19 protein-coding genes are annotated in these 21,502 nt (G+C 70.1%); 10 read left to right on the top strand and 9 right to left on the bottom strand.

What is annotated here, in order from left to right; all coding sequences use genetic code 11:
• Nucleotides 1–115 precede the first annotated feature (115 nt).
• Entirely contained in the window at nt 116–1,375 is a 1,260-nt protein-coding gene (locus NR792_RS20765; protein ID WP_375754405.1) for an ATP-binding protein, read from the bottom strand.
• 180 nt (nt 1,376–1,555) lie between these two features.
• Between NR792_RS20765 and NR792_RS20760 the strand changes: the two genes are divergently transcribed.
• Entirely contained in the window at nt 1,556–3,364 is a 1,809-nt protein-coding gene (locus NR792_RS20760) for a fibronectin type III domain-containing protein (RefSeq protein WP_375754404.1), read from the top strand.
• 57 nt (nt 3,365–3,421) lie between these two features.
• Here NR792_RS20760 and NR792_RS20755 read toward each other — a convergent pair whose 3' ends face one another.
• Both NR792_RS20755 and tal read right to left on the bottom strand, forming a co-directional pair.
• Complete coding sequence (locus tag NR792_RS20755; RefSeq protein ID WP_375754403.1) at nt 3,422–4,882, bottom strand: hypothetical protein; 1,461 nt, start codon at nt 4,880–4,882, stop codon at nt 3,422–3,424.
• 117 nt (nt 4,883–4,999) lie between these two features.
• Complete coding sequence (gene tal / locus NR792_RS20750) at nt 5,000–6,121, bottom strand: transaldolase (RefSeq protein ID WP_375754402.1); 1,122 nt, start codon at nt 6,119–6,121, stop codon at nt 5,000–5,002.
• Nucleotides 6,122–6,326: 205 nt separating this feature from the next.
• On the opposite strand from tal, the gene NR792_RS20745 reads away from it, so the two are divergent.
• The 7 genes from NR792_RS20745 (at nt 6,327) to NR792_RS20715 (ending at nt 13,943) form a co-directional block, all read left to right on the top strand.
• Nucleotides 6,327–8,231 carry a transketolase gene (locus NR792_RS20745; protein ID WP_375754401.1) on the top strand — a complete coding sequence of 635 codons (1,905 nt, stop codon included), beginning with the start codon at nt 6,327–6,329 and terminating at the stop codon, nt 8,229–8,231.
• 65 nt (nt 8,232–8,296) lie between these two features.
• The gene (locus NR792_RS20740) at nt 8,297–9,199 is read left to right on the top strand and encodes a DUF2381 family protein (protein WP_375754400.1); all 903 of its coding nucleotides are present in this window, start codon (nt 8,297–8,299) and stop codon (nt 9,197–9,199) included.
• Nucleotides 9,200–9,210: 11 nt separating this feature from the next.
• On the top strand, nt 9,211–11,043 hold the full coding sequence (locus tag NR792_RS20735) for a serine/threonine protein kinase (RefSeq protein WP_375754399.1): 1,833 nt from the start codon (nt 9,211–9,213) through the stop codon (nt 11,041–11,043).
• A 175-nt stretch (nt 11,044–11,218) separates the two neighbouring features.
• Nucleotides 11,219–12,511, top strand: coding sequence for a serine/threonine protein kinase (locus tag NR792_RS20730; RefSeq protein ID WP_375754398.1), 1,293 nt, complete (start codon nt 11,219–11,221; stop codon nt 12,509–12,511).
• 137 nt (nt 12,512–12,648) lie between these two features.
• Nucleotides 12,649–12,837 (top strand): hypothetical protein, encoded by a 189-nt coding sequence (locus tag NR792_RS20725; protein WP_375754397.1) that lies wholly within the window; start codon nt 12,649–12,651, stop codon nt 12,835–12,837.
• Between the two features lie 41 nt (nt 12,838–12,878).
• Nucleotides 12,879–13,169, top strand: coding sequence for a hypothetical protein (locus tag NR792_RS20720; protein ID WP_375754396.1), 291 nt, complete (start codon nt 12,879–12,881; stop codon nt 13,167–13,169).
• A 12-nt stretch (nt 13,170–13,181) separates the two neighbouring features.
• Nucleotides 13,182–13,943 (top strand): immunity 52 family protein, encoded by a 762-nt coding sequence (locus NR792_RS20715; RefSeq protein ID WP_375754394.1) that lies wholly within the window; start codon nt 13,182–13,184, stop codon nt 13,941–13,943.
• Between the two features lie 36 nt (nt 13,944–13,979).
• On the opposite strand, the gene NR792_RS20710 is transcribed toward NR792_RS20715, so the two are convergent.
• Nucleotides 13,980–14,513 (bottom strand): ankyrin repeat domain-containing protein, encoded by a 534-nt coding sequence (locus tag NR792_RS20710; RefSeq protein ID WP_375754393.1) that lies wholly within the window; start codon nt 14,511–14,513, stop codon nt 13,980–13,982.
• Nucleotides 14,514–14,528: 15 nt separating this feature from the next.
• A complete protein-coding gene (locus tag NR792_RS20705; protein ID WP_375754392.1) occupies nt 14,529–15,998 on the bottom strand; it encodes a catalase in 1,470 nt (489 codons plus the stop codon).
• Nucleotides 15,999–16,128: 130 nt separating this feature from the next.
• Here NR792_RS20705 and NR792_RS20700 point away from each other — a divergent pair, with 130 nt between their 5' ends.
• The gene (locus tag NR792_RS20700; protein WP_375754391.1) at nt 16,129–17,070 is read left to right on the top strand and encodes a LysR substrate-binding domain-containing protein; all 942 of its coding nucleotides are present in this window, start codon (nt 16,129–16,131) and stop codon (nt 17,068–17,070) included.
• Here NR792_RS20700 and NR792_RS20695 read toward each other — a convergent pair.
• Entirely contained in the window at nt 17,067–17,303 is a 237-nt protein-coding gene (locus NR792_RS20695; protein ID WP_375754390.1) for a hypothetical protein, read from the bottom strand. The two genes, NR792_RS20700 and NR792_RS20695, sit on opposite strands and share 4 nt — an antisense overlap.
• 116 nt (nt 17,304–17,419) lie before the next feature.
• Nucleotides 17,420–17,917: a ribonuclease E activity regulator RraA gene (rraA, locus tag NR792_RS20690; protein WP_375754389.1), complete on the bottom strand. Its 498-nt coding sequence runs from the start codon at nt 17,915–17,917 to the stop codon at nt 17,420–17,422.
• A gap of 117 nt (nt 17,918–18,034) precedes the next feature.
• Between rraA and NR792_RS20685 the strand changes: the two genes are divergently transcribed.
• Nucleotides 18,035–18,967: a hypothetical protein gene (locus NR792_RS20685; RefSeq protein ID WP_375754388.1), complete on the top strand. Its 933-nt coding sequence runs from the start codon at nt 18,035–18,037 to the stop codon at nt 18,965–18,967.
• 15 nt (nt 18,968–18,982) lie between these two features.
• On the opposite strand, the gene NR792_RS20680 is transcribed toward NR792_RS20685, so the two are convergent.
• Together NR792_RS20680 and NR792_RS20675 are read right to left on the bottom strand one after the other, a co-directional pair.
• Complete coding sequence (locus NR792_RS20680; protein ID WP_375754387.1) at nt 18,983–20,038, bottom strand: zinc-binding dehydrogenase; 1,056 nt, start codon at nt 20,036–20,038, stop codon at nt 18,983–18,985.
• Nucleotides 20,039–20,056: 18 nt separating this feature from the next.
• Complete coding sequence (locus NR792_RS20675; protein WP_375754386.1) at nt 20,057–21,355, bottom strand: universal stress protein; 1,299 nt, start codon at nt 21,353–21,355, stop codon at nt 20,057–20,059.
• Nucleotides 21,356–21,502: the final 147 nt, after the last annotated feature.

Here is a 21,502-nt window from a genome sequence, read left to right as displayed (position 1 = left end):
CTTTCAGCGCGCGAGTCCTTCCAGGCTCTCGATGGCGTGGTCGAGGGCCCCCTCGACGGCTTCGTCGATGCCCATGGAATCCTCGCATGGGCGGGCACGGGCATGCTCCGCCCCTTCAGGCCGACAAGCGCTGGTGTGACGCGGCTTCGAGCGGAAGGGTGACGGTGAAGCACGTCCCGTCCTCGGCGCGGCTCGTCACGGAGGCCTTCCCTCCGTGCGCCTCCGCGAGTCCCCTCACCAGGGGCAGGCCCAGCCCCCAGCCCTTCTCCGCGCTCTCCGTGGCGGAGCGGGTGCGGTGGAAGGGCTCGAAGATGGTCTGCAGCTCGCTCGCGGCGATGGGGGTGCCCTGGTTGCGCACCTGGAGCATCACCTGGCTCCCGCTCCGGTCGAGCTGGACTTCAATGGGGGTGCCCGGCGCGCCGTACTTCGCCGCGTTGGAGGCCAGGTTCTCCACGATGCGGCGCAGCGCGAGCGGATCCGCCCGCATCTTGAACGCGCCCTGTGCCCTCAGGACGAAGCGCTCCGGATAGACCGCCGCGAGCTCGTCCAGCGTCTGGGCCACGACCGTGTGGAGGTCGCACTCGCCCAGCTCCAGGCCCACCCGCTTGCCGGCCTTGATGCGGTTGGCGTCCAGCAGGTTCTGGATCATCCGCTCCGCGCGGTCCAGGCTCGACGTCACCCGGGACACGGAGGACTGCACGTTCGGCAGGTCCGCATGGCGCCTGCCCAGCAGCTGCGCGCTCATCTTCGCCGCGGTCAGGGGCGTGCGCAGGTCGTGGGTGAGCGCCGCGACGAACGTGTCCCGGAGGTTCTGCTCCGTCTTCAGCTTCTGGATCTGATCGCGGAGGTTGACCTCCGTCATGATGGAGGCCGTCAGCTCCTTCATCACCGTCAGGTCCTGCGAGCTCCACTCGCGCACCGTGGGCTGGATGCAGCAGAAGGTCCCCAGCACGTGCCCGTCCGGGTTGATCAACGGGAGCACGATGAGCGCGACGATGCCCCAGGGCCCCGTCGAGGGATGGAACTTCAGGAACGGGTCCGCGGGCGCGTTCGAGGAGATGATGGGGTCCCCCTCGAGCGTGTAGCGGCACAGCGACGCGTCGATGGGCAGCGTCCGGGTCTCCCGGAACGGCGAGGGCAGCCCGAAGTCCGCCTTGAAGAACTGCCGCTCCGCGTCCACCAGGGACATGATGGTCAGCGGGACGTTGAGCAGCTGCGCCGCCAGGCGGGCGAGGCGATCAAAGGCCTCCTCCTGCGGCGTGTCCATCAGCCGGGTGTCCCGGATGGCCTGCAGCCGGTTCGGATCCGTGAGGCGGCGGTTGCACCGCTGCGTCCGCCCAAGAGAGACCTCGTCCAACTCACCCAGGAACTTCATGGCGGGGACTTTAGTTCGGGGGGCGGTGGACACGGCACTTCGAGCCCCTGCGCCAGGTCCTCCGTTCGCTGTCCAACCATCTGGGGAAGCCGGGGAATTTCTCCGGACGGATTGACCCGCTTTGCCAGGGCCCGCCCTCTGTGTCTCCCGGACCCTTTTTCCCGGGAGGCTTTCCCCCGCATGCATCCCCCTCGTTCCTCGTCCCGCGCGGCTCTCGCCGCGCTCCTGCTGCTCCTGCCCACCCTGGCCCTGGCCGCGGACCGGGGGGCCTGGGCCCCAGGCGTCGCCTACGCCGTGGGCGACATCGCGTCCTATGGCGGCAAGGGCTACGACTGCCGGCAGTCCCACACGTCCCTGCCAGGCTGGGAGCCGCCCAACGTGCTCGCCCTGTGGCTGGAGCGCACCGGCACTCCGCCCGCGGACACCCAGGCCCCCACCGCCCCCACCGGACTGACGTCCCCCTCCAAGACGTATGAGAGCGTGTCGCTGAGCTGGAGCGCGTCCTCCGACAACGTCGGCGTCACCGGCTACGAGGTCTTCGTCAACAACGGCGCCTCCGCCTCGGCCACCTCCACCGCGACGAGCGCCACCGTGACGGGGCTCGCCGCGAACACCGCCTACACGTTCACCGTGAAGGCGCGCGATGCGGCGGGCAACCGTTCCGCGGCCAGCGCGGCGTTCAGCACCACCACGCCCACGCGCCCCCCGCTCGACACGCAGGCCCCCACGGCGCCCGGCTCCCTGCGCTCCACCGGCGTGACGGCCTCCAGCGTGTCCCTGGCGTTCAACGCGTCCAGCGACAACGTGGGCGTCACCGGCTACGAGATCTTCGTCAACAACGGCACCAGCGCCGCGGCCACCAGCACCACGACGAGCGCCACGGTGACGGGGCTCGCCGCCAACACCACCTACACGTTCACCGCGAAGGCGCGCGACGCGGCGGGCAACCGCTCCTCCGCGAGCAACAGCGTCGCCGTGACGACGGGCAACACGGCGCCCTCCGGAAGCAAGGTGCTGGTCGGCTACTGGCACAACTTCGACAACGGCTCCACCAACATCCGGCTGCGCGACGTGTCGTCCAAGTTCAACGTCATCCAGGTCGCCTTCGCGGAGCCGGTGGTGGGCGCGCCGTCGGGAACCATGGGCTTCACGCCGTACAACGCCACCGTGGCGGAGTTCAAGGCGGACATCGCCGCGCTCAAGGCGCAGGGCCGCAAGGTGCTCATCTCCCTGGGCGGCGCCAACGGCACCATCCACCTGGACGACGCGGCGGCGAAGCAGGCCTTCGTCACCAGCATGCAGGGGCTCATCAGCACGTATGGCTTTGACGGGCTGGACCTGGACCTGGAGGGCGCGTCGCTGGCGCTCAACGGCGGGGACACCGACTTCCGCAACCCCACCACGCCGCGCATCCAGAACCTCATCGCCGGCACCCGGCAGCTGCTCAACGACAACGGGTCAGGCTTCCTGCTGACCATGGCGCCGGAGACGGCCTACGTGCAGGGCGGCTACGCGGCCTACGGCGGCCCGTGGGGCGCGTACCTCCCCGTCATCCACGCGCTGCGCGACCGGCTCACGTACCTGCACGTGCAGCACTACAACACCGGCACCGTGATGGGGCTGGACGGCCGCGCCTACGCGCAGGGCACGCCGGACTTCCACGTGGCCATGGCGGAGATGCTGCTCCAGGGCTTCCCGGTGGGGGGCAACGCGAGCGCCGTCTTCCCCGCGCTCCGGCCGGAGCAGGTGGTCATCGGCTTGCCGTCCTCGCCGCAGGCCGCGGGCGGGGGCTACACGACGCCCGCCAACGTGCAGAAGGCGCTGGACTACCTGATGAAGGGCCAGTCCTTCGGCGGCACCTACGTGCTGCGCCAGGCCGGCGGCTACCCCGGCTTCAAGGGGCTGATGACCTGGTCCATCAACTGGGACAAGTTCACCCACTTCGAGTTCTCCAACAGCCACCGCGCCTACCTGGACACCTACCGGTAGCCGGGTGGAGTGTCACCGTCCACCGGGAACCCACCGGTGGGCGGTGGCGTCAGGCCGCTACCTCGCCGCAGCCGGCCCGGGCGGGCAGGAGAAGGACGCCGGCACGGACCAGAGCTGGGGCCGCAGCGTGTCGTCGAGCGCGCTGAAGTAGACGCGGCTGCCCGAGCGGGTGAACCCCACGGGCGACGAGCCTCCGGGCCCCGGCTGGATGTCCGCCAGCTGTCCCGTCGTCGCCACGGTCCCCCGGGTGAACCAGGGCTCGGTGGCGCCGCCTTCGGGCGAACCGGCGAAGAGGACCACGCCCGTGCCGGTGGCGAAGATGGGGGAGAGGTACTCGTCGCTGCGGCTGAGCTGGCGGAAGAGGTCGCGCGTCCCCGCCGCCGTGCCGTTCGTCACCCACAGCGACACGTCCAGCGGAGAGGGGCCCGGGCTGTTGATGGCCATGGAGAAGTAGAGCGCGTTGCCCGACACGGCCGACATCTGCACGTAGGGCGTCGCGAACTCCTGGTCCGCGTACGGATTGGGCAGGGTGGTGACGAGCGCCTTGCCCCCGCCCGCCAGCGAGAGCCGGTCAATTCTCAGCCGCCGCGTGGTCGCTTGCTCGGACCACACGTAGACGTTGCTTCCCAGCGCCCCGAGCAGCCGCGTGTACTGGCCGAACGCGTCCAGCCGGGCGGTGCCCGCCTCGGCGCCGTTCGTCCTCCACACCTCGTAGTTCGGGCCATCCAGCAAGAGGAATAGCCACTGGTCCCCCGCGCGGCCCACGTCGAGGATGAAGGTGCGGCCCGCGTCCAGCCGCTTGACGGCGGTGGTCCCCGCCAGCATGCCGTCGGTGCGCCACAGCGTGGTGCCCGTGTCCTGCGCGAGGAAGAAGAGCAGCGCGCCACCGACCTTCAGCGTGTTGAAGTCCAGCCCCGAGTCCGCGCCGAAGTCGCGCACCCGCAGCGTCCCCGCCTCCGTCCCATCCGAGCGCCACAGCTCCGTGCGCGAGGGCTCCGTCGCCGTCGCGGTCGTCAGCCGGAAGAACACGAGCCGGCCGTTGACCTCGGTGAGGTGGAGCAGCGCGGAGCCGGCCGCCCCCGGGGTGAGGTCCTCCACGAGCCGCGTCCCGGCCGCCGTCCCGTCACTGACCCACAGCTCCGTGCCGGTGGCCACGGTGTTGAGCAGGAAGAAGACCCGGTTGCCCACCGCGACCATGTCCGACAGCCGGGGGAAGCCCAGCGGTTCCGCCGCGAACGCCCTCACCTGGACGGTGCCCGCCTCCGTGCCGTCGCTGCGCCAGAGCACCGCGCTGCTGTCGCGCAGCTGCGTGGCGAAGTAGAGCGTGCCCTGCACGTCCGTGAGGTTCGTCACCTCGCTGCCCGGGGGCGCGCTGGGAGGAATGACGACGCGCACCCGTGACGCCACCCCGGGGGGACACGCCTGCGCCTCCACCCGCCGCGCGTCCTCCTGCTCCGGGACGCCCCCGCAGCCCGCCAGCGCCAGCCCTACCAGGGCACCCCAATTCCTGACACGCATGCACAGCTCCTTCCGGTCCAAGGCGGCCGGAAGGGTGGGGTGCAAGGCATTGCCTTCCAACGGGCACTGGGAGGAGGTGGGAGTGTCGCCGCTCCCTCCCGGGCCGGGCCTCCCGCGCTAGGTCTTCTTCAGCTTCTCTCCCACCGCGGAGAGCAGCTGGTCGAAGGACTCGGAGAACAGGCGGATGCCGTCCGTGGCCAGCTCGTCGGTGACCGTCTTCATGGAGATGCCCGCCGCCTCCAGCTGGCGCATCGTCGCCTCCGCCGCCGGCAGGTCCTCCTCCAGGCTGGGGCGCACCTTGCCGTGGTCCCGGAACGCGTCGATGGTGGCGGGCGGCATGGTATTCACCGTGTCGCGGCCGATGAGCTCCTCCACGTAGAGCACGTCGCGCAGCTTCGGGCTCTTGGTGCTGGTGCTCGCCCAGAGCACGCGCTGCACCTTCGCGCCCTTCGCCGCGAGCGCCTTCCAGCGCGCGCCGCCGAAGACCTCCTTGAAGGTGCGGTAGGCGAGCTTCGCGTTGGCGATGGCCACCTTGCCGCTCAGCCCCTCCAGCGCCTTCTGCTGCTCGGGCGTGGCGCCCGCCTTCAGCTTCTTCTCAATCTCCTTGTCCACGATGGCGTCGATGCGGCTGATGAAGAACGACGCCACGCTCGCCACGCGGCTCACGTCCCCGCCGGACGCGGCGAACTTCTCCAGGCCGGAGACGTAGGCCTCGGCGATCTCCTTGTAGCGCTCCTGGCTGAAGAGCAGCGTCACGTTGATGTTGATGCCCTCGGCGGTGAGCTGCTCGAAGGCCGGGACGCCGGGCACGGTGCCCGGGACCTTGACCATCACGTTGGGCCGCGCGAGCGTCTTCCACAGCCGCCGCGCCTCCTCCAGCGTGCCCTGCGTGTCCAGCGCCAGCCGGGGGGACACCTCCAGCGACGCGTAGCCGTCCTGGCCCTTCGTCGCGTCGTAGACCGTCTTGAGGAGGTCCGCGGCGCCCTGCACGTCGCGCACGGCCAGCTGCTCGTAGAGGTCGTTGCCGCTGACGCCCTTGCCCTTCGCCGCGTCGAAGAGGTCCTGGTAGTCGTCGCTGCCGGACACGGCCTTCTGGAAGATGGTGGGGTTGGAGGTGAGCCCCTTGAGCCCGTCCTCGTCGATGAACTTCTTCAGCGTGCCCTTCGTGATGTAGCTGCGCTGGAGGTTGTCCACCCAGACGGATTGGCCGAACTCGGCGAGCTGTCGCAGCGGATTCATGGGTTCTCCCGGCGGGGGCACGAGGCTCCCGGATGGCGTTCCTTCAAGTTGCGCATGCCCCGCCCCCCAGGTCCGGCCGGGCGGGCAGGCACTCGCGGATTCTGCCTGGGACGAGGGCCAGCGGGGGGCAACGCTTCTCGCAAGCCGGGGCAGTCAACACAGTAGCGGGGGCACACCCTTTGGCCCCCCAACCCGGAGCGAAACGATGGCGGACACCTTGGCGGACCTCGCGGCGCAGCTGCGCGTGGACAGCATCCGCTGCACCACGGCCGCGGGCTCGGGCCACCCCAGCTCGTCCCTGTCCGCGGCGGACATCCTGGCCGTGCTCTTCCAGAAGTACCTGCGCTTCGACTTCCAGCAGCCCAGGGCCCCCAACAACGACCGCTTCGTGCTCTCCAAGGGGCACGCCTGCCCGGTCCTCTACTCCGCCTTCAAGGCGGCGGGCGCCATCGACGACGCGGAGCTGCTCACCCTGCGCAAGTTCGGCAGCCGCCTGGAGGGCCACCCGAACCCGCACGTGCTGCCGCTCGTGGACGTGGCCACCGGCTCGCTGGGACAGGGGCTTGCGGTGGGCGTGGGCATGGCGCTGGGCGCGCGCCTGGACGGGCTGCCCTTCCGCACGTACGTGCTCATGGGCGACAGCGAGACGGCGGAGGGCTCCGTGTGGGAGGCGTTCGACAAGGCCAGCCACTACGGGCTCGACAACCTGTGCGCCATCATTGACGTGAACCGGCTGGGGCAGAGCCGGGAGACGGAGCTGGGCTGGAACCTGGAGGCCTACGCGGCCCGCGTCCGCGCCTTCGGCTGGAACGCCGTCACCCTGGACGGCCACGACCTGGGCGCCCTCGACCGCGCCTTCGCCGAAGCGCAGGCGAAGAAGGGCCAGCCCACCTGCCTCATCTGCCGGACGCAGAAGGGGCACGGCTCCTCGCTCATCGCGAACCAGGACGGCTGGCACGGCAAGCCGCTGCCGGAGGACAAGGCACAGGACGCCATCCGCGAGCTGGGCGGGGAGCGCCACGTCCGCATCCAGGTGAAGAAGCCGGAGGCGCTGAAGGCCACCGTGGAGGACAGGCCCGCGCCCCTCCAACTGCCCACGTACGAGGTCGGCCAGAAGGAGGCCACGCGCAAGGCGTACGGCGACGCGCTGCTGGCGCTGGGCAACGCGCGGCCGGAGGTGGTGGCGCTGGACGCGGAGGTGTCCAACTCCACGTACGCGAACGAGTTCCAGAAGGCGCACCCGAAGCGCTACTTCGAGATGTTCATCGCGGAGCAGAACATGGTGTCCAGCGCGGTGGGCCTGGGGGTGCTGGGCAAGAAGGTCTTCGTGAGCACCTTCGCGGCCTTCCTCTCACGCGCGTACGACCAGGTCCGCATGGCGGCCATCTCCAACGCCACGGTGCACCTGTGCGGAAGCCACGCGGGCGTGTCCATTGGCGAGGACGGGCCGTCGCAGATGGCGCTGGAGGACCTGGCGATGATGCGCGCGGTGGGCGGCAGCACGGTGCTCTACCCGAGCGACGCCAACCAGACCGCGAAGCTGCTGGCGCAGGTGGTGGAGCGCCAGGGCATCACCTACCTGCGCAGCACGCGCGAGAAGACGCCGGTGCTCTACCCCGCGACGGAGGCCTTCCCCATTGGCGGCAGCAAGGTGCTGCGTCAGTCCGACCACGACGTGGCGACGGTGGTGGGCGCCGGCATCACGCTGCACGAAGCGCTCAAGGCGCATGAGCTGCTGAAGCAGGACGGCATCGCGGTGCGCGTCATCGACCTGTACTCCGTGAAGCCGGTGGACGCGAAGACGCTGCGAAAGGCCGCGCGCGAGACACAAGGGCGGCTCCTGGTGGTGGAGGACCACTGGGCGGAAGGGGGCCTGGCGGACGCGGTGCTGGAGGCCTTCACCGGCGAGCGCGAATCGCTGCCCGCCGTGGTGCGCCTCGCGGTGACGAAGATGCCCGGCTCCGGCAAGCCCGCGGAGCTGCTGGACGCCGCCGGCATCGACGCCGGGCACATCGTGGAGGCCGTCACCGCGTGGGTAGAGGAGACGGCCCGCGGAGGGGACGGCCGGGGAAGGCCGTCCGAGAACGCCTGGGGCCACACGAACGCGTAGCCCGGGCACAGCGACCCCACGGCACCTGTTACGGTCGGCGCCGTCTTCTCGGAGGTCGCCCGCCGGTGCTCCTGGTTTCCCGTCCGTTGCTCCTGCTGTCCCTTCTCCTGCTGGGCACGAACGTCACGGCTCAGGAGCCCTCAAGAGGGCATGAGTTGGTGCAGCGGCGCGTGGCGCTCTCTCAGGCCGCAACTGGCAATCCGGTGGAACTGCACGTTGCTTCGGGCTCCCTCACCGCGCTGGAGTTCGACTCCTCTGTGGACCGCGCGGGTGTGAAGCTTGGGGACGCCAAGGACCGCTTGGAACTGTTCGTGGTCAATGACCGGCTGGTCATGCTCAGGCCCACGAGCGACGTGACAGCGGGCGAGCGCGTCCTGCTGACCGTGCCATTCGCGGACGGCCTGTCACCAGCACGGGCCGTGTTTGCGCTCGTCACGAACGCCACGCAGGTGGATGTGCAGGTCCAGGTGTCCCGGTTGCCGCGCACGGCCGAGGCGGTACAGGCTGAACTGGACGAGGTGCGCGCCGCGTGTGCGGGCAAGGATGCCGAATTGGCTTCGCTTCGGGCACGAAGCGCGGCCACAGGGCCTTCGGGCATGATCTTGGCCGGGACGATGGGCTCTGACGGCGTCCAGGCGAAAGAGCCCACGTTGCAGCCAATGAAGCTCACTGACGGGCTGAAGGCAGAGCGTGTCACCCTCTTCCGAGGGAAAGGGTGGGTCGCGCTCTCGCTTGACGTCACGAATGAAGGGTTGGCGCCCTGGACACCCACGGAGGCCCGGCTGTCCCCAGTCCGTTCCAGTGCCGTCACGGTGACGATGAGAGAGCCGCACGTCGTCCCAGGAGGGCTGGCGCGGGTCGTGGTGGAATTCCGTGGCGAAGACTGGCCCGAAGGCAGTGACCGTCGGGTGGAACTGCGCGACAGCACGGGAGGGCGGCGCCTTCTCATCCCCTCCCTGATGTTCTAGAAGCGCGGGCCATGCTGCTTTTCATTCCCGCCAGCTTGAAGCCCGGGCAGATGGTGGATGGCTGGCGCGTGGTGAAGGCCCTGGGTTCGGGCTCCTTCGGCGCCGTCTACCTCGTGGAGAAGGAAGGCCAGCGTTTCGCGCTGAAGATGGCCATGCACCGCGCCAGCAGTGGAGATGCGGAGCAGTCGGACGCGCGCCTGATGCGGGAGATGGTCTGCCTGGCCCAGGTGAGCGGCCATCCCAACATCGTGCGCACATACGCCCACGGCCGATGGAACGACGCGACCCGGGGCTGGCTCTACGTCGTCGAGGACTACGTGGAGGGCTACACGCTGGGCGAGTGGATGGAGAAGACGCACCCCACGGCGCACGAGGTGGTAGCCCTCTTCGTCAAGCTCGCTTCCGCTCTGGCCCACGTGCACGCGCGGGGCGTCTTCCACCGTGACTTGAAGTTGAGCAACATCCTCGTGCGCGCTTCCGACGGCGAGCCCTTCCTGTTGGACTTCGGCGTGGGCAGTTACGCGCAGGCGCCCGAATTGACTGACTCCCCCCTGCCGCCCGGCACCCGGCGCTACCGCTCCCCCGAAGCCACGAAGTTCCTGCGCGAGCACGGCGAGGAGTCCGAAGCGCGCTATGAGTTCAAGGCCACGGATGACATCTACGCGCTGGGCATCTGCCTCTACGATTTGCTGACGATTGCGCGCCCCTGGAGTGAATCTCCGGCCATGTTTCTGGGGGGCAGGTTGGAATTGCCCGCGCCACATTCGCTCAACCCTCGGGTGCCGGCGGCGCTGGGTGCGGCCGTCCTCCATTTTGTTGCCCGGGACCCGGAGAAGCGGGCCCCCACGGCGGAGGTGATGAAGCGCGAGTTGGCGGCACTGCTGCCCGAGGTGGGAGTCGCGTGGAGGGAGCCCTTCCACGTCCCCAAGGCCCACGTTCAACTCGCCCCCGAAGCGCTGCCCCCCGCGCCGTCACAGGACGAGCCCGCCCCTGCTGCCCGGCGTGGCCTCTCGAACATGCGAGGGGCTTTCATGGTGGGGCTCGCCGTGCTCTTGGGCGGCCTCGTGCTCTGGCGCTTCACGACGCCCTCGGAATCTCCTCCGGCTGCACAGCGAGCGCCGGTAACCCCCTCCTCCGCACGGCAGGAGGCCCCAGCGACGAAGCAACCTGTTTCTCCTCTAGCGCCCGCCACGAAGCCCCCTGAAGTAGCCTCTCCCGTGTCCGCACCCAAGCCGAAGGAAAGTCCTCCCGTGAAGCGCGCTCCCTCGCCCCTCTCATCGCCGCCCGAATCCTCCAGGAAGCCAAAGCCTCTGGCCGTTTCCCAGGGGTGGCCCCCGGCGGAGTGGGGGGGCTTCCTCAAGACGTGCGCGGGCCTGACCGCCGCCGCCGCCCTTCAGATGGGATGCCCGGGAGCCCAGGTGCGTCCTGAATCCGCGGAATGCCCCGAGGCCGCGCGCAAGGCGATGTTCAACAAGAAGAAGGACGGCGGTCTTGGGATGCGGAAGGAGACCACTGTCCCCTTCTGGGTGGACACGCGTCAGAAGGGCATGGGGGACTTTGGGGTCTACCGCGAGGGGCCCGTAACGGGCGAAGTGTATACCGACGAAGTGTCCGCACTCCCCGAAGGCACGCTGCTTTCCGGCTACCTGTGGACGGGGAACAAGGACCGGTTGCTGGCGCGCTACACCGAAGCCCGGCTTCCGAATGGCCAGAGGGTGCCGGTCTGCATCGAATTGGGGGATTCGGATGCACCCGGGTGGCCCACTCTCGAAGAAGAATCCAAGCCGGGCGAGATCGTGACCCGCCGCAATTTGGCCGGCCTCGCAGTCGAACGTTGGCGTTGACGCTCCTGCCGAACGTAACGCCTGTTTACGATTAGGCCCCTGTCCTTCTCACCCGGAGTGAGAGGGGTTTCGGGGAACGTTGAACCCGCCGCGTCGTTCCCCACGGGGGCTGCGAGCCCTACCTTGCACCTTCCTTCGCGCGAACTCCTCTCGCGCGGGTGCAAGGGGTATCCGCATGGCCCATCCATCCAACCCGCCGCTCTCCAGCGGCGTCGTGCTCTTCACGCAGGGGGACACCTCCTACGAATTCTTCCGGGACCTGGGAGTGGGGCGGCTGGGGGAGCGCGTCCTGCTCGCCTTCGTCCGGACGCCTCAGGGATTGGGCGACTGCGTGGTCCTCAAGTGCATTCCCCTGCCGCAAGGAGAAGAGCTGCCCGAAGGCTTCCAGCACACGCGGGCACGGTTGGAGGAGGAGGTGCGGCTCGCGCGCTACCTCCAGCATCCGCGCATCGCTCGCGTCCATGGACTTGTCGAGATGACGCATGGACTGTGTGTGGTGATGGAGAACCTGGAGGGCCTGTCCCTCAACACGCTGCTGTCGGTGGCCCAGGCGCGCGGGCGCTACTTCTCCGAGTCCTTCGTCCTCTATGTGGGCGTGGAGGTCGCGAAGGCGCTGGACTACGCGCACACGCGCACGGATGAAGCGGGCACGCCGCTGGGCATCGTCAACCGTGACGTCAACCCGGGCCGCATCCGCTTGGGGCCGCGCGGTGAAGTGCGGATGACGGACTTCGGCGTGGCCCTCTCCCGGTTGACGGGCCGCGTGGCGACGTCTTTTCCCCGGCCCCAAGGTGAAGTCCTCTACGCCGCGCCCGAGGCGCTGATGGGCGACGCGGTGGATGCGCGGGCTGACCTCTTCTCCCTGGGACTGACGCTGCTGGAGTTCGCCACCGGCCGGCACCTGTACGACCCGGGCCACCTGCTCGCGGTCGGGGTGGAGGCTCGCCTGTCGCGGGAGGAACGGGAGAAGGTGCTGGCGGCGTCCGTGGCCTCCTTGGGGCTGACGCTGCCGCCCTTCGCGGAGGACATCATCCGGTGCGCCATGTCCTACCGTTCCGTGGACGTGGAGCATGCGGCGCAAGGGCTGTCAGTGCCCCTGCGCGACATCCTCCACATGTTGCTACGGCCTGAACCCTCGGAGCGCCTGGCCTCGGCGTCGGAGCTGGAGGGCCTCTTTCGCGCGCGGCTGGCACAGTTGCCATCCTACTCGGGGGAAGACGCGGTGAAGGAGGTTCAGAAGGCTCTCGCGGAAGCGGGGAACCAAATCTGGGACATTGAGGTGCCGGATGATGAGGGCGGAATTGCAGTGCCCATGTTCGCCACGCCCCATCCGGACGGAATTCCGACCGCACCCACGAGTCGAGGAGGCTCACGAAAGCGAGCCACGGCGACGCGCCACCTGGACGAGGTGACGACGGTGCCAGGCCCTGGAGCGCGCCGGGCTGGGAGTCGGCCGCCAACAGTCTGAAGTTGTGCTGCGCGGTCATTCTCTTCACGGGCTGCGCGCAGGCTGTCTCCAGCAGGACCTTGCGCTACTCGCCCCGGGAGTCCGCGAGGGCACGCGCTCCAGGAGCAAATGCCGTCCGCTCCATCGCGAGTTCAGGTGTGCGCACGGATGCCTGGGAGCAACTGCTGACGAACGCGAGGCTGGAAGCACGGGATGAGCAGCCCCTGTCGAGCGGCACGCTCACACCCGCGCAGGCCGTGCGGCTCCTGGGCGTCCTCCTGCGGAAGCCCGTCACGCTGGACACGCTGCCGCCCCGCATGGCCGCGGCTTCATCCTGCGCGAGGTGATGGAGGGAGGCGAAGTCACGCGGCAGGAGCTGTCGCGGCGGGTGGAGCGCTTCACCCGGGAGCAGATCGCGGTGCTGCGACCCGACGGCTATCTGGCGTGGGCACTCACCGGGCGCACCGAGCAGAAGGACTGGTTCGCCGCATCGGGCAAGGTCGATGAGCTCATTGACCAGGCCATCAGGCAGCGTGACATGGTCCGGAGCGCAGGCATCCGCATCGAGTGGCACGTCGCCGAGAAGCATGCAGCGGATTCCATCCGGAAACTGCTGGAGGGAAATGGCATCTCCGAGATTGCCGTCATCCACACTTCAGCACGGCCATTGGTCCCTTGAGAGAAGCACCGCATGACGACCCACGCTGAATCCCAGACCCATCCAGAGACCTACTACGCCGGGGCCTACTGGGGACCGCGACGAGAGTCCCCTGAGTCGTGTGCCCAACGGGCGGCGGTCTTCCTCAACCAGCTGGCTGCATGCGACCCCCTGCTGGCGAACTGGAACAAGATTCCCAAGCCGCGCGGCAAGGGGCGCAAGACGCCCCTCATGCCTCCTGACCTGCCCGCGCTGACAGAAGCGTTCCGGCGTGGCGTCAACCGCGAGCCGGGCGGACCTGCCATCGAGCACTTGGGGCTGATGGTCAGCGCATACAACGATGGTCTTCCCAAGGAACTGGTGTCCGTGGATATGACCTGCGGGAGCTACGCGCAGAACAGCTCCGCCAATGTATGTGTCCTGTCACTTCCGTCGAAGGGGGAGAGCGCGGAGCGCCTCCTCACGGCATCCGTGCTGACGGACGTGACGCGCAGCATGGCGCTGGCCTGGGAACCCGACTGGGCAGTGGCACTGTCCCACGCGCATCGGGACCTACAGGATGGGGAAGACAAGGCCGACCCGTGGCTCGGCTGGGTGACCTACCTCCCCAGCCAGCGGGGCACGGTGCCACCACTGCCCGCCCCCGTACGCATCGAGCCCGTGGAGGACCGGGGCACGTTGATCATCCTGACCCCCGAGCGCTTCACGGTGGCCAACCCCGAGCACCTCGCACTGGCGCGGCAGGTGCGTGAGCTGCTGGCCCGAGCAGGGCTCATGCGGTCCGCGGCGTCCTGACTCACGAGCCGACGAAGGGCGCCTGTTGAACTGGACTCAGGGCTGCGGCGCCAGCCGTTCGGCCGCGCGCGCCGCGCCCATGGACCGCGCGTAGTCCAGCGCGGTGCGCTTGTCCGCGTCCCGGGCCTTCGCGTTCGCGCCGTTCTGGATGAGCAGCTCCATCATCTCCAGCTTGTCGAACATGGCCGCGAACATGAGCGGCGTGCGGCCATCCGGGCCCGTGCCGTCCACGTTCGCGCCCGCGTTCAGGAGCACCGTGGCGATGTCCAGGTTGCCCTTGAACGCCGCGCCGGCCAGGGGCGTCTGCCCGGCGTCGTTGGGCTGCTCCGGGTCCGCCCCGCGCTCCAGCAAGAGGCGCGTGGCCTCCACGTGGCCGTGGTAGCTGGCCAGCATCAGGAGCGAGTCCCCCCGCTCGTTGCGCACCCCCACGGGAAGCCCCGCGTCGAGCATCTCGCGCAGCTTCCCGGCGTCTCCCGCGCGGACCAGCGTGAAGGCGCCCCTCACGAAATCCATCAGGGCGGCGTCCTCGGCGGAGGGCGGAGCGGCGTTCTTGTCGTTCGGGGGGCTCATGGTCGGTGTTCCTTCCTAGCGAGCACGGCGCTTCTGCTGGACGGCGGTGGCGATGCGCGAACCATACTCCTCGTCCGCCGCGCGGAAGTGGGCGATGGCCCGGGTGATGATGTCTTCACGACGCACCTGCGCCAGGCTGCCGGAGAGGTTCTCCACCAGGCGCGCCTTCGCCGCCTCGTCCATCAGCCGGTAGAGGGCGCCGGCCTGCACGAAGTCGTTGTCTTCCGCGTGCTTGCCGTGGACGAAGGTGCCCGTCATGCCGCTCACCGCGTAGCCCGTGCCCGGGGACTCGTCCGTCTGGGCGGGGCCGTCGAAGCTGTTGGGCGCGTAGTTGGGGCCGCGGCCGCCGTTGCCGTCGAAGCGCATGGCGCCGTCACGGCCGTAGTTGCGCGCGCCGCCCTTCACGCCCCTGGGCGCGTTCACCGGCAGCTGCGTGCTGTTGATGCCCAGCCGGTAGCGGTGCGCGTCGCCGTAGGCGAACAGGCGCGCCTGGAGCATCCGGTCCGGGGACGGGCCGATGCCGGGCACGAAGTGCGACGGGTCCAGGGCCGCCTGCTCCACCTCCGCGAAGAAGTTCTCCGGGTTGCGGTTCAGCGTGAGCCTGCCCACCTCCATCAGCGGGTAGTCCTGGTGCGGCCACACCTTCGTGAGGTCGAACGGGTTGAAGCGGTAGTCCGCCGCGTCCGCCTCCGGCATCACCTGCACCTTGAGCGTCCACGAGGGGAACTCGCCCCGGTCGATGGCCTGGTACAGGTCTCGCTGGTGGTGCTGCGGGTCCTTGCCGCCCACGGCTTCCGCCTCCGGGGTGGTGAGGGTGCGGATGCCCTGGTCCGTCTTGAAGTGGAACTTCACCCAGAAGCGCTCGCCCTTCGCGTTCACCCACTGGAAGGTGTGCGAGCCGAAGCCATCCATGTGCCGCAGCGTCGCGGGGATGCCGCGGTCACCGAAGAGCCAGGTGAACTGGTGCGTGGCCTCCGGCGAGTGGGAGAAGAAGTCCCAGACGTTGTCCGGCTCCTGGCAGTTCGTGTACGGGTCGTACTTCTGCGAGTGGATGAAGTCCGGGAACTTGATGCCGTCCCGCAGGAAGAACACCGGCGTGTTGTTGCCCACGAGGTCCCAGTTGCCGTCCTCCGTGTAGAAGCGCACCGCGAAGCCGCGAGGGTCGCGGGCGGTGTCCGGCGCGCCCTTGGAGCCCGCCACGGTGGAGAAGCGCAGGAAGGCCTCCGTCTGCTTGCCCACCGCGCTGAAGACCTTCATGCGGGTGAAGCGGGTGAGGTCCTGCGTCACCTCGAAGGTGCCGTAGGCGCCGGAGCCCACCGCGTGCACCACGCGCTCCGGGATGCGCTCGCGGTTGAAGCGGGCCAGCTTCTCCAGCAGGTGGTGGTCCTGCAGCAGCACCGGGCCGCTGGGGCCGGCCGTCTGCGAGTGCTGGTTGTCGGAGACCGGGGCTCCCGCTTCGGTCGTCAGGGTGGGGCGCTGGGACATGGCCGCTTTCCTTTGCGTGAGGCTTCAGGGGCACTTCAACGCGGGGAAAGGTAGAGAGGTCCCCCTGATTGGGCCAAGACATCGTTTGGATGGGAGTGATAGGCAGGGGTTATCGGTTCCAGGGAGGACCATGGCCTCGCTCAACGACATCACCCTGCGGCAGCTGGAGTACCTGGTGGCGGTGGCGGAGACGCTGGGCTTCCGGCGGGCGGCCGAGCGGTGCCACGTCTCCCAGCCGGCCCTGAGCGCGCAGATTCAGCAGCTGGAGTCGGTGCTCGGCGTGAAGCTCTTCGAGCGGGACGCGCGCCGGGTGATGCTCACGCCGCAGGGCACGGAGCTGGTGGCGCGGGCGCGGCGGGTGCTCGCGGAGGCGGAGGACATCCTCAAGGCGGCGGCGCGGATGGGGGACCCCTTCGCGGGGCCGCTGTACCTGGGGGCCATCCCCACGGTGGCGCCCTACGTGCTGCCGGAGGTGGTGCCCGCGCTGGTGAAGCACTACCCGAAGCTCCAGCTGCGGCTGCGCGAGGAGAAGACGGCGCTCCTGATGCGCGACATGGACGAGGGCCGGCTGGACGCGGCGGTGCTCGCGCTGGACGCGGAGCTGGGGCGCCAGGTGGAGCACGCGGTCATCGCGGAGGACCCCTTCGTCGTCGCGGCGCCGCCGGGGCATCCGCTGGAGAAGAAGAAGCAGGTGCGGCTGGCCGACCTGGACGACGAGGACGTGCTGCTGCTGGAGGACGGGCACTGCTTCCGCAGCCAGACGCTGGCCCTGTGCACGCGCGTGGGCGCGCGCGAGGTGGACTTCCGCGCCACCAGCCTGACGACGCTCGCGCAGATGGTGATGGCGTCGGGCAGCGTCACGCTGCTGCCCCAACTCGCGGTGCGCATGGAGAACCGGCAGGGGCAGCTGGTGGTGCGGCCCTTCGCGCCGCCGGAGCCCGGACGGACGCTCGTGCTGGCGTGGCGTCCCGGGCACCCGAGGGCGGAAGCGCTGCGCACCATCGCGGGGACGCTGCGCTCCGTGTGGCCCGGCGGCCCGAGGTCCCGGGCCGCTCCGAGCGCATCCCGCTAGCGGCCGCTCTCCTCCTTGGGGCCGGTCCGCTCAGGCGCGTTCGCGCCGGGCTCCTTCTGCCCGCCGTGCGTGCCGTAGTTCTCCGGGCCCCGGTTGCGGGGATAGACGTCGTTGTCGTCCCGGCGGGGGCGGCCCTGGCCTGACTCATCCCCCGAGTCGGCCTTGCGCTGGCGCAGCTCCTCTTCCTTCGCGTTCAGGTCGACCTTCTTCTCCGCATCCTCGTTCATCGCCATGTCCTCACCTCCAGTCCGGACGATGGGGACGCGGGCGGCGGCTGGCCGCCGGGGGACGCCGGGCCGGCTGGCGGGGAGGAGGGCGGAAGGGGGCCCTGGGGCCGCTCCCTCCTCCTTCAGCGCAGCGGCTGCTCCGCCGTGACGATGCCGTCCGCGTCCGCGTAGAGGTGGTGGCCGGGAATGAAGGTGACGCCCGCGAAGCGCACCTCCACGTCGCGCTGGCCCTCGTTGCGCTTGCCGCTCTTGAGCGGGTGCGTGCCCAGCGCCTTCACGCCGATGGCGGTGCGGCCCACCTCCTCCGCGTCGCGGATGCAGCCGTTCACCACCACGCCCGCCCAGCCATTCTTCTGGCCCAGCGCCGCCAGCACGTCGCCCACCAGCGCGCAGCGGCGGCTGCCTCCGCCATCCACCACCAGCACGCGGCCCTGGCCGGGCTCCTCCAAGGCCTTGCGCACCAGGGAGTTGTCCTCCGGCGCGCGCACCGTGCTGATGGGGCCGGAGAAGCTCCGGCGCCCGCCGTAGTCCTGGAATCCAGGCTCGGCCACCTGGAAGTGCGGAGTTCCCGCGTGGGCGTCACAGAGGTCGGCGGTCTTGGCGTCAGGGGTGTCACTCATGAACCGCAGGATGCACGCGCCGGCCGGGTGTGGCTGTGATTGAGCGTGCGGGTCCGTCTGTCTTGACCGTTCATTGTTCAAAATCCTATCGTCACCACCTTCCTGAGGGGGAAGTCCATGCAAATGCTGAAGTGGTTCGTGGGAGCGATTGCGCTGCTGGCGGTCGCGTGTGGTGAGGTCTCCGAGACGTCCACGCCGGTGCTTCGCGACGGCGAGGGGCTGCTGGAGCTGCCGCTGGTGTCGACGTCGGCGGGGCGCAGCTACAAGCTGGTGGGGGCGACGTTCGACATCACGGGCCCGCAGAACGCCACCATCACGGATACGTCCGCGGAGTCGGTGAGCCTGCCGCTCACGGCCGGAACGTACTCCATCCAGATGAACGGTGACTGGCACGTGGAGCGCACGGACGCCCCGGGCGTCGCGGTGCAGGCCACGCTGGTGTCGCCGAACCCGATGACGTTCACGCTGGGCGAGGGCGAGACGCGCCCGGTGCGCTTCCTGTTCAAGGTGCCGGAGGACGGCAACGCGAACGTGGGCATCGGCGTGGACTCTGGCGGTTGGATTGCCGGCACCCTCCAGTTCGCGCCCCGCCCGCCGCCTTCGTCCGGCTCGCCGGACCTCTTCTACGAGCTGGCCGGCAAGAGCATTCCGTTCGCCATCAGCTTCGAGTCCGCGATCGTCACGCGCTCGACGGAGTTCGGCCGCAAGCGGGTCACCATCGATACCGCGCCCGTGACCGTCCAGTTCGGTGGCGCCACCGGCTCGGCCTTCCAGCAGCAGTTCGTCGCCGCGCTCCAGGGCCAGGTGCTGCACCTCCGCATCGAGTCCTCCGGTCCGTCCAACCCCTTCGTGGAGCCCATCCGCCTGGAGAACCTGGAGCGGGGCATGTCCTTCGAGCTCGAGCCCTCGCAGCTCTCCCTGGGCCTGGACGCGGACGGCTACGCGCTCCTGCAGCCCACGGCGTTCAACGGCGGGTTCGCGGAGCTCTCCTCCAGCAACGCGGGGAGCATCTCCGGTCCGCTGAGCGACGGCACCTTCGCGCCGCGCTAGCACCCACCGGCGTGCTCAAGGCCGGATGGCGACCTTGAGCACGCCGTCCTTGCGCTGGCTGAACAGCTCATACGCGTCGCGGATGTCCTCGAGCGCGAAGCGGTGGGTGAAGAGCGGCGTCAAGTCCACGCGCTTCGCCCGCACCACCTCCATCAGGCGCCGCATGCGCTCCTTGCCGCCCGGGCAGAGCGTGGTGACGATGCGGTGGTCCCCCAGTCCGGCGGCGAAGGCGTCGTAGGGCAGCTGGAGCTTCCCGGAGTACACGCCCAGGCTGGACAGCGTGCCGCCGGGGTTGAGCGTGCGCAGGGCGCTCTCGAAGGTCTGCTGCGTGCCCAGCGCCTCGATGGCCACGTCCACGCCGCCGCCGGTGAGCCGCTTCACCTCCGCCACCACGTCCTGGTGGCGGAAGTCGAGCACCACGTCCGCGCCCAGCTTGCGCGCCATGGCCAGGCGCGCCTCGTCCCCGTCCACGCCAATCACCAGCGACGCGCCCATGAGCCGCGCCCCCACGGTGGCGCACAGGCCGATGGGCCCCTGCGCGAACACCACCACCGCGTCGCCAATCCTCACGCCGCCGGACTCCGCGCCGCTGAAGCCCGTGGACGCGATGTCCGCCAGCAGCAGCACCTGCTCGTCCAGCAGTTCGTCCGGGATGGGGGCCAGGTTCGCCTGCGCGAACGGCACGCGCACGTACTCCGCCTGCGCGCCGTTCAGCGTGTTGCCCAGCCGCCAGCCGCCCATGGCCTCCAGGCCTTCTCCGTGGCCGCACTGGGCCGCGTGCCCGGAGAGGCAGCCCCGGCACTGGCCGCACGGCGTGATGGCGCCCACCAGCACGCGCTGCCCCACCTGGTAGCCCGTCACGCCCGGCCCCAGCTCGTCGATGACGCCCACCATCTCATGGCCCACGGTGAGGCCCGGCTTCACCGGGTACTCGCCGCGCAGGATGTGCACGTCGGTGCCGCAAATGGTGGTGAGCGTCACCCGGACGACGGCCTCGCCCGCGCCCGCCTTCGGCTTCTCCACCTCCTCCACGCCCACCTTCTGGGTGCCCCGGAACACGGTTGCCTTCATGGCTCACCTCGTCTGTCTTCAGGCGCGCGGCATGCGCACCGTGACCGCGGGCCGGTCGCTGCGGGCCATCACCTGCTGCGCCACCGAGCCCAGCACCGCGCGGCTCACGCCGGTGCGGCCGTGCGTGCCCAGGCACAGCAGGTCCACGCAGTAGCGCTCCGCGGCCTGGGTGATGACGCCGGCCACGTCGTCGCCCGTCAGCACCGACAGCTCCACCTTGTGCAGCCCCTCCTGCTCCGTCGGCGGCACCCGCAGCTCCAGCTGGCGCCGGGCGGCCTGGACGGCCTCGGGCGACGCGTTGGCGGGCTCCACGTGCAGCAGGTGCACGGTCCCCCCGGGCGGCGTGAGCGCGAAGGCGTAGGCGACGGCGCGGTCCCCCGGCTCCGTGAAGTCGGTGGTGGCCAGCACCGCGCGCACCCGGGGCGGCTCCTCCGCCATGCCCTGCTCGGCCGTGAGCACCGGCACGCTCACCACGGACATGGAGGCCAGCCGCCGCGCGTGCTGCGACACGCTCCACAGCCGCGCGAGCGCCTTGCGGTGGTGCGTGCCCACCACCAGCAGGTCCACGTGCTCCTCGGCGGCCAGCGCGACCAGGTGGTCCGCGACGCGGCCCAGCCCCGGCTCCAGCCGCGACCGCACCGTCACGCCGGGCATGCGCAGCGGCTCCAGCAGCGCGTCCGACTCCCGCTCCAGCGCCTCCCGCAGCTCCAGCGACACGTCCTTGTAGCTGCGCGGATGCACCAGCCCCAGCCGCTTCGCCTCCTCGGAGACCCAGAAGATGCGGCCGCCCACCACCTCCAGCGGCCCGAAGTGGGAGAGCGCCTTCACCCAGTCCCGCGCGACCTCGAAGGGGCGCGAGCGGTCCACGCCCACCATCACCCGCAGGGGGCCCCCGCCGCGCGCCCAGGCCTCCAGCGCTCCGCCTTCGCGGACCACCAGGAAGGGCGTCGTCAGCGTCTGCGCCAGCCGGTCGACCGTGCCCCCCAGGCCCAGGAAGGGCGTCTCCTCGCGCGGCGCCGCGGTCACCACCAGCCTCAGGTCGCGCTCCGTCACCAGCCCGCTCAGCGCCTTCTCCACTTCGCCTGTCCGCACGACGGGTTCGACGCCCACGCCGGACAGCGCCTCCAGCCTCCGCGCTTCTTCCTGGAGCGTGGTCTCCACGGCCTCGTGGGCGCGCTCCCCGAAGGTCCGCGCCACGTTGGCCGGCAGCACATGCACCAGCAGCAGCGCGGCGTCCATGCGCCGGGCGAGCAGGGCCGCCGTCTCGCATGCGCGCCGGGAGGCATCCGAGAAATTGGTGGTGCACGCGATGTTCATGTCGGGCTCCCCTGTCCTGAACGTAGTCACCCCGTCGCGTGTCCCTCCCTGGAGGAAGGGAGGAGCCGCGGCGCGCGCCAGGCCGCTCGCGGTTTCCCGCGCCCATGGGAGCAGGACGCATTGCCGGGCCCCGCGTCGGACCCCAGG

The sequence above is a fragment of the Corallococcus exercitus genome, assembly GCF_042231735.1.
Taxonomy (GTDB): domain Bacteria; phylum Myxococcota; class Myxococcia; order Myxococcales; family Myxococcaceae; genus Corallococcus; species Corallococcus exercitus_B.
This window is presented reverse-complemented; position numbering and strand designations above follow the sequence as displayed.

Bases quoted from the DNA above. Each gene is read 5' to 3' on its own strand.
- NR792_RS20735 (WP_375754399.1), top strand. From the start codon at position 9,211: ATGCTGCTTTTCATTCCCGCCAGCTTGAAGCCCGGGCAGATGGTGGAT.
- NR792_RS20755 (WP_375754403.1), bottom strand. From the start codon at position 4,882: ATGCGTGTCAGGAATTGGGGTGCCCTGGTAGGGCTGGCGCTGGCGGGC.
- NR792_RS20745 (WP_375754401.1), top strand. From the start codon at position 6,327: ATGGCGGACACCTTGGCGGACCTCGCGGCGCAGCTGCGCGTGGACAGC.
- NR792_RS20765 (WP_375754405.1), bottom strand. From the start codon at position 1,375: ATGAAGTTCCTGGGTGAGTTGGACGAGGTCTCTCTTGGGCGGACGCAG.
- NR792_RS20680 (WP_375754387.1), bottom strand. From the start codon at position 20,038: ATGAAGGCAACCGTGTTCCGGGGCACCCAGAAGGTGGGCGTGGAGGAG.
- NR792_RS20675 (WP_375754386.1), bottom strand. From the start codon at position 21,355: ATGAACATCGCGTGCACCACCAATTTCTCGGATGCCTCCCGGCGCGCA.
- tal (WP_375754402.1), bottom strand. From the start codon at position 6,121: ATGAATCCGCTGCGACAGCTCGCCGAGTTCGGCCAATCCGTCTGGGTG.
- NR792_RS20685 (WP_375754388.1), top strand. From the start codon at position 18,035: ATGCAAATGCTGAAGTGGTTCGTGGGAGCGATTGCGCTGCTGGCGGTC.
- NR792_RS20715 (WP_375754394.1), top strand. From the start codon at position 13,182: ATGACGACCCACGCTGAATCCCAGACCCATCCAGAGACCTACTACGCC.
- NR792_RS20705 (WP_375754392.1), bottom strand. From the start codon at position 15,998: ATGTCCCAGCGCCCCACCCTGACGACCGAAGCGGGAGCCCCGGTCTCC.
- NR792_RS20760 (WP_375754404.1), top strand. From the start codon at position 1,556: ATGCATCCCCCTCGTTCCTCGTCCCGCGCGGCTCTCGCCGCGCTCCTG.
- NR792_RS20695 (WP_375754390.1), bottom strand. From the start codon at position 17,303: ATGGCGATGAACGAGGATGCGGAGAAGAAGGTCGACCTGAACGCGAAG.
- NR792_RS20700 (WP_375754391.1), top strand. From the start codon at position 16,129: ATGGCCTCGCTCAACGACATCACCCTGCGGCAGCTGGAGTACCTGGTG.
- rraA (WP_375754389.1), bottom strand. From the start codon at position 17,917: ATGAGTGACACCCCTGACGCCAAGACCGCCGACCTCTGTGACGCCCAC.
- NR792_RS20730 (WP_375754398.1), top strand. From the start codon at position 11,219: ATGGCCCATCCATCCAACCCGCCGCTCTCCAGCGGCGTCGTGCTCTTC.
- NR792_RS20710 (WP_375754393.1), bottom strand. From the start codon at position 14,513: ATGAGCCCCCCGAACGACAAGAACGCCGCTCCGCCCTCCGCCGAGGAC.